Source organism: Actinomycetota bacterium (assembly GCA_009923495.1).
In the GTDB taxonomy this organism is placed as follows: Bacteria; Actinomycetota; Actinomycetes; order S36-B12; family UBA5976; genus UBA5976.
In genome coordinates this window covers 1-7,331 of the sequence record RFTJ01000029.1, presented here as the reverse complement: position 1 = coordinate 7,331, position 7,331 = coordinate 1, and the positions used below count along the sequence as shown (strand labels likewise).

Sequence of the window (7,331 nt, the reverse complement as noted above, 5' to 3'; positions counted from 1 at the left end):
AATCACCTTCGCGCCGCTTTCAAGTAGATTCGGAAATGTTTCACGCTCTACTGAAACTGGTCTGCCGTCAGGAATTGAATCAATGACACTGCGCCTGAATACGTAGCAACCAGCGTTTATCTGATCAGTAACTATTTCTTCAGGCGTAGTTGGCTTTTCGCGAAACTCTAATACTTTTCCAGATTCATCAGTAGGTACCAGTCCGTACGCTCGTGGATCAGGAACTTTTGTTAAATAGAGGGCCACGTCTGCATTGTCAGCTCGCCATTTTTCTATGAGACCGGCAATATCCAAACCAGTAAGCACATCACCATTGAATACCACGACAGGTTCATCTGGTAGCGAGGTCAAATGTTTAGCAGCATTTCGAATCGCGCCACCAGTACCCAACGGTTCATCTTCAACGGCATAAACTAACTCGACTCCATGGGCTTGGCCATGGTTAAAGTATTGTTCGAAAACCTCCGCCCGATAACTGGTGCCCAAAATTATGCGTGTTATTCCTGCTTCTCGCGCTCTGGCAATCTGATGTTCAGTGCAAGGAAAACCTGCTACTGGCAACATCGGTTTGGGCGTTGAAATCGTAAGCGGTCGTAACCGGGTGCCCTGACCACCCACCAGCAGGATTGCTTCTGTCATGAGTCAAGTGTCGCACAACACAATAAGCACAGCCACATCAGGATTTGGAAATGAAAGATATCCTCTTTACTCGTGACTCCCCCATTAAATTCACCTGTTTTATCTCAATGTAGATCTTCTTATTAACGGCTCGGCTGGTAAAAGTTTTGGAAACAGTATCTATTGATAGCGACTTCCAGGTACTCCAAGTTTTGCCCAATGTTGCTGAGGTTCGATAAAGAATTGCATAGGCTCGCGGTACTGCGGCTTCTGTTGCATCCCAACTAACAGCAACAGCATTTTTAGAAGTACGTTTAACCCGCACTCCCGTCAATTGACTCGGAATGCTACCCAATGTGATCATGGTGGTCTCAGTTGGCAATTGCTTCTGTCCAATGGTTGCACTTACCGAAAGCGCATAAACGCCTGGAGGAAATTCCTTTTCTGTTGAACTTGCTGCATTCCAGTGATACACAAAATCAGCATTATTTTTTTGGGTGCCAGAATCAGTAAATACCACCTCACCGGATTCGGCTGAGATTACCGTGACATTCCACAGGGCGGCGATTGGGATTTTCGCAGTTACGGTTATCGGGGATTCTTCCGATGCCAGCTGTAGAAGCGGGCTAACCACTAAATTTTGAATTTTTCCCATCAACAGTCCAGAAATTCGACGCCGAATCTCTGGCAGATACGGATAAAGGTACTTCCCTGGACAAACAGTTTTCCCAACATCGCGGTGACCAGAAATTACTGGGACATTGGCGATTGTGCCGCTTGGAAATTTAGAAAGCCCAGTGGTGTCAGAGGAGTGAATTTTCGCAATTTCTGCCGGATCTAAATTGTATGGAGCAATTTTCCACGCCATCAGAGCAGCGATTGAATTCAGCATTGGTTCTGCAGATTGACTATCGAGCTTGCTTGTCTCAAAGTTTCCCATAACTGATATCGCAAAAGTATTTCGATTCATTCCTGCGGTGTGCGCACCAGTTACTGGCTTACTCGGCCCATCGCATGTTGGTGATGCCGAAACTGGGCAACCCGCTCGGCCTTCATAAATAACTCCGTAGCGATCAACTAGAAAGTTGTATGCAATATCTGAGTACTTTCGGACTTTAATAAAGTAGGCATATAAATCCCGCATTTGTCCAGGTCCATCAGCAGGGTCATAACTATTTGTGGTGGCAGTATGGTGGAGAAAACCAGCGATTATTTTTTCACCAATTCGCGGAGTTGGGTCTCGCCAACTCTCATCAGCGCCCCACTGTGCCCGAGTAATAATCTCAGGTCTATTGACTATGGCTCCAGATTTTGTAGTGACAGCGCCCAGACCCTGCCGGTCAAACCCTCCTGCTCGCGCACCTAGAAATGTATTTCTATCTCTTGGACTGATGGGCGAATGAATCAGTGAGATTGCAAAATCGCTTGGCAATTGTGGGTCAGTACCTATAGTTCGGATAAGGATGCCATCACTAACGGCCGTAACTAGTGGATCAGTCCCACTGCGCACCCTGCCTGACGGAACTTCAGCTTGATTAGGTCCATGATCTTCGTGATATTCCAACGGCAGCCAAGTCGTCCATCCCGATGGCTCATGCACCTTTACCTGAATCTGCATATTCTGGGGCAATTTGCCAGTCCAGGTAGCACCGATCAAAGAGAAGGGTTTAATTTTAGCTTTGACCAAGACCTGCTGTATCACGAATTTTCCCGATAGCCGAATGTTTTCCGATTTCAGGCTCAACTCCTGAATTGAAAGATTCGAATTAGCTGGGGAAAACCCAAATACCGAAGCTCGGGAAAAGTCAAAAGCGGAAATAGCAAAAAATATGGCAGTGCCTACTAGCCAGGTAATTTTGCGGGGAAGCATATCTAAAGTCTGCACCAATATCGCTAAAAATCGGGGTTACCCTGTTGATTTTAATTGTGGTTTGAGCAATAGTCACAAAAATTTTTGGGATACCTGAGGTATCGCGTAGCATCATTAGATAAAGGTCTTTCCAGATTCGTGCTGGATTTGATACAAGGAGTTAAGTGGTGTCCAAACGTGGCAGACGAAGTGTGAAGAAAGTACATTCACACCTCTGGTCACGCCGGTTCACTGCTGTGGCCGCAGCGTCGATTCTGTTTCTCTCGGCAGTAAGCGCAGGCGCTATCACTGCCATTAATAATTTGGGGAAGAACATCCAGAAAATTGATACTTCTGAACTAGATAACAGTACTAATCGACCGATTGCACCAATTCAGACTGATACGAGTGCAACGAATCTTCTGATTATGGGCTCCGACTCTCGAACCGGCAAGGGTAATCAGGGATATGGTTACGTTGCTGGGCAGCGATCTGACACCACCTTGCTAGTGCACATTTATGAAGGACGAAGGAGTGCTCTGGTTGTTTCAATTCCACGTGATTCCTATGTGACAATTCCGAAGTGCAAGACCCCTAGTGGTGGTTATGTGGGACCGTGGACAACCAAGTTCAATGCTGCCTTTTCGGTGGGTGGACCAGTTTGCACGATTAAAACAGTTGAATCACTAACTGGCATTCGTATTAACAACTTCATAGTTGTCGACTTCAATGCATTTAAAACGGTGGTTAACTCTCTTGGTGGTGTTGAGGTTTGCTTCACCACTCCTGTTTATGATCCGATTATCAAGGGTGTTGGCGGTTCTGGGCTTAATCTTCCGGCTGGATTTAGCAATTTAAATGGCGAACAAGCTTTAAAGTTTGTCCGAGCGCGTGAATCTCTCGGTGATGGTAGCGACATTGGAAGAATTACTCGACAGCAAGAATTTGTTAGTTCGATGATTCGCAGCGTTGAAAAAAAGGGGATTCTGCGAAACCCGTCTCTGCTTTATTCAACGGCAAATACTGTTACCCAATCGCTTACGACTAGTGCGGATTTCGCAAATGTACGCAACCTAGAAAGATTCGGACTATCACTAACCGGATTATCACCAAAAAATATCAAACTGGTAGCTACTCCGTTCGAATTCATAAGTGGTGGCAATGTTGGTTGGACAAAAAAGACAGATCAGCTCTGGAAAGCAATCAGAAATGATCGACCTTGGCCACCGGTCAAGCCGTCGCCCAGTGCATCTGCGAGTGTCAGTAAATCTCCAGCACCAACTCCAAGTGCCAGTTCTGATCTGATTACTCCACCAGAGAGCATCATCGTTGATGTATTTAATGCCACTAGCAAAACTGGACTGGCCACAAAGGCGGCAAACCAACTTCGAGCTCAAGGTTTCATCATTGGTCAAATCTCTAACGCTCCTAACAAATTTGCGAAAACCAGAGTTAAGTACAACAAGGACTTCTTTGAGAGTGCCCGCACTTTGGGCTACTCAGCACGCACCAAAGTCCTAGTCAAAGATGATTCGCTAGATAAGCGAGTACAACTTTTTGTCGGGGCAAACTGGACCAATGCCCGAAAAGTTGTCCTAGCCGTAACTGATGCAAATAACGGCAATAACGGCGGAATTGATGCAGGTACTCAAACTTGTTCTGCTGGAAATAACCGCACCAAATAATTCAGGTTTAGTTTTTTGTCGATTTCAGAAATCCAATTCCCCAAGAAAAGTGCATAACTGGAAGTGCCAGTGGCAGATAGAGCGCTGCCTTGCCGGATTTCCTGGCCAGAAAGAGGCTCGCTGCCAATATCGAAATTAGATATGTAGTCAAAGGTAGCAGTCCCCAGAAGGTCAGATGGGATGTTGCGCAAGCAAATCCAACTACTGCGATTACTAGTCCTAAGGAAATTAAAGTTACGGCCAGTGGTGGGGCAAAGTAGCGAAATGCTGAAAAGGTTTTGACGGTATCGGGATGTTCGCGCATAACTTTGCGTCGCCACTGTCCATATTGAAAATACTGTTTGGCCAGCGCGCGGACAGTCGAACGCGGACGGTAAGTGACTTTTAGAGTTGGCGTAAACCAGACTTTTCCACCAGATTTGCGAATTCGATAATTCATTTCCCAATCTTGGGCTCTAGTGAAACTTGGATCGTATCCACCTACTCGTTCGAGTGCCGATCTTAGAAAAACGCCTAAGTAAACTGTGTCTGCTGGGCCTTCATTGCCACCAACATGGAAAGCTGCTGCTCCAACACCTAGTTTGCTAGTCATTGCCGTAGCTACGGCTCGCTCAAAAAGGGTTTTACCTTCTGCTGCCATGATCCCGCCTACATTGTCCGCTCCAGTGCGTAACAATGTTTCAACTGCGTTGGCTAGATAACCTTCCGAAAGCTCGCTGTGGGCATCTACTCTTGCAATGATTGATTCATCGGTTGCGGCAATCGCTGCGTTGAGTGCATCTGGCGTACGTCCAGACGGATTCGGCACAACCAATATTCTTGGGTCCAATTTTTGAATTTCGGCAACAACTTCATTAGTTCTATCGGTAGAAGGACCAAGGGCTAAAACCAGCTTTAACCTACCTGCATATTCTTGAGTCAAAATCGCATTTACCGCAGATAAGATATGGTTTTCCTCGTTCAAAACCGGCATAATCACGGCTAGATTAGGCAAGGTTCGCATAAACCAAGATTAGCGTGTCCGATAAGGTTGTGGGCATGACCAATCTCTCGGTTATCGGAACTGGATACTTAGGTGTTACCCATGCTGCATGCATGGCCAGCCTTGGCCACAAAGTAATCGCACTAGATGTTGATCCGGAAAAAATCGCATCGCTTAATTCAGGCGTAGTTCCATTTCATGAGCCGGAACTGCAGGAACTGCTTAATCAAGCATTAGCCTCGGGCAACTTAACTTTTACAACAGATTGGGCAGAGGTGGCACAGGCTGCCGATGTTCATTTTTTGTGCGTAGGCACGCCAAAGTCTAAAGATTCAGATGCAGCTGACCTCTCACAAGTAAATGGTGCAATTGCCTCGCTGGCCGTCCACCTCGACCGGGCTTGTCTGGTTGTTGGTAAATCAACTGTTCCAGTCGGGACCGCCCAACGACTGGCGGATTACCTGACAGCAAACGCGCCAATTGGCCAGCAGGCGCATCTAGCTTGGAACCCTGAGTTCTTGCGCGAAGGCTTTGCGGTTCAAGATACTTTGCATCCAGATCGAATTGTCATTGGAATTACCGAATCAAAAGATGAGACAAAGTTGCGAGAGGTTTACGCGGCCTCAATTGCAGAAGGAACTCCATTTATCACGACAGACTACGCAACCGCCGAACTAGTGAAGGTAGCAGCCAACTCTTTTCTCGCGACCAAGATTTCGTTTATTAACTCTTTTGCAGACCTTTGCGATGCGGCCGGAGCTGACATCACACAGCTCGCTGATGCAATTGGACATGACACTCGGATTGGTCGCAGATTCTTAAACGCAGGTGTTGGTTTTGGTGGCGGCTGTCTACCAAAAGACATAAAGGCTCTGCACGCTCGTGCCATTGAACTTGGCCTATCCGAACAGTTTGAATTCTTGGCAAATGTGGGACGAGTAAACCAGATGCGGCGCGAATTAGTGGTGAATCGCGCTGCAGAATTGGTGGGCGGCAATCTCTCTGGGGCGAAAGTAGTAATCCTTGGTGCCGCCTTTAAACCAGATAGCGACGATATTAGAGATTCCCCAGCGTTATCTGTGGCTCGTGAATTGGCTATTCAGGGTGCTGCGGTAACCGTTCATGATCCAATCGCCTTGCCTGTTGTGCGACGTGTCCATCCCGATTTGCATTGCGAAGAGTCAATTGCTGAGGCAGTCGTAGGCGCACAAATTTTGATCCATTTAACAGAATGGAAAGAGTATCGAGAACTAGATCCAGACAGTTTGGGCAATCTAGTCGCTGACCGAGTAATCATTGACGGTCGAAACATGCTTGATCGAGAAAAGTGGACTGCAGCTGGTTGGAAGATTAGCTTTTTGGGTAAACCTGGCTCGTAATTCGAGCGATAAGTTCTTCGCCTTTATCAGTGGCTAATTGTCTCAGTTCATCTTGAAACTTTTCTAATTTTAGTGCGACCTCAGTAGCGATGGAGTCAGAGCCACTGGCAATAATCCGAGCCGCTAGCAAGCCAGCATTTTTGGCATTTCCGATACCGACCGTCGCAACTGGGACCCCAGCTGGCATTTGCACGATTGAAAGTAGTGAATCGAGACCCTCCAATTGTTGCAACGGAACTGGTACGCCAATTACCGGCAAAGTGGTGAGGGATGCAACCATTCCAGGCAAGTGTGCCGCGCCACCAGCTCCTGCGATGATAACTCGCAGCCCGTTTTCTTTAGCAGACTTTGCATACTCGACCATTTCTTCAGGCATGCGATGTGCTGATACGACCTGGGCTTTTGCCTGGACACCTAATTCGGCAAGTGCACTAACGGCTGGTTCCATTACATCCCAGTCAGAGTCACTGCCCATGATTACACCAACTAGCGGTTGCTCACTCATCTATAACTCCAGTTAGATAGTCGGCTGCGTGCCAGGCACGTTGCTTTAAGTCCTCTAGATTGTCACCTACCGAGTTCACATGTCCAATTTTTCGTCCAGGCTTTACCGATTTTCCATACAAATGAATCTTTATGTTTGGGTCGCGGGCCATGACATGTCGATAGGCAGATTGTAAATTATCAAGATCTTTGCCCAAGAGATTAACCATAACTGTGTGGGGTGCGATTGCCGCAGGCGAGCCCAGAGGCCAATTAAGCACCGCTCTCAGATGGTTTTCAAATTGGCTAGTTACTGCGCCATCCATTGACCAGTG

At 47.0% G+C, this 7,331-nt stretch carries 7 protein-coding genes; 2 read left to right on the top strand and 5 right to left on the bottom strand.

Annotated features, from left to right (window positions below):
- A partial coding sequence (locus EBS36_07070) for a nucleotidyltransferase family protein (GenBank protein NBU32907.1) occupies nucleotides 1-639 on the bottom strand: 639 nt, incomplete at its 3' end.
- A 37-nt stretch (nucleotides 640-676) separates the two neighbouring features.
- A complete protein-coding gene (locus EBS36_07065; protein ID NBU32906.1) occupies nucleotides 677-2,488 on the bottom strand; it encodes a hypothetical protein in 1,812 nt (603 codons plus the stop codon).
- Between the two features lie 191 nt (nucleotides 2,489-2,679).
- On the opposite strand from EBS36_07065, the gene EBS36_07060 reads away from it, so the two are divergent.
- A complete protein-coding gene (locus EBS36_07060; protein ID NBU32905.1) occupies nucleotides 2,680-4,152 on the top strand; it encodes a LytR family transcriptional regulator in 1,473 nt (490 codons plus the stop codon).
- A gap of 7 nt (nucleotides 4,153-4,159) precedes the next feature.
- Here the strand turns inward: EBS36_07060 and EBS36_07055 are convergent, their stop codons facing one another.
- On the bottom strand, nucleotides 4,160-5,155 hold the full coding sequence (locus tag EBS36_07055; GenBank protein ID NBU32904.1) for a glycosyltransferase family 2 protein: 996 nt from the start codon (nucleotides 5,153-5,155) through the stop codon (nucleotides 4,160-4,162).
- 35 nt (nucleotides 5,156-5,190) lie between these two features.
- Between EBS36_07055 and EBS36_07050 the strand changes: the two genes are divergently transcribed.
- Nucleotides 5,191-6,513: a UDP-glucose/GDP-mannose dehydrogenase family protein gene (locus EBS36_07050; GenBank protein NBU32903.1), complete on the top strand. Its 1,323-nt coding sequence runs from the start codon at nucleotides 5,191-5,193 to the stop codon at nucleotides 6,511-6,513.
- Here EBS36_07050 and purE read toward each other — a convergent pair.
- Together purE and EBS36_07040 are read right to left on the bottom strand one after the other, a co-directional pair.
- Nucleotides 6,485-7,018, bottom strand: coding sequence for a 5-(carboxyamino)imidazole ribonucleotide mutase (gene purE, locus EBS36_07045; protein ID NBU32902.1), 534 nt, complete (start codon nucleotides 7,016-7,018; stop codon nucleotides 6,485-6,487). The two genes, EBS36_07050 and purE, sit on opposite strands and share 29 nt — an antisense overlap.
- A partial coding sequence (locus EBS36_07040) for a 5-(carboxyamino)imidazole ribonucleotide synthase (GenBank protein ID NBU32901.1) occupies nucleotides 7,011-7,331 on the bottom strand: 321 nt, incomplete at its 5' end. The genes purE and EBS36_07040, both read right to left, overlap by 8 nt.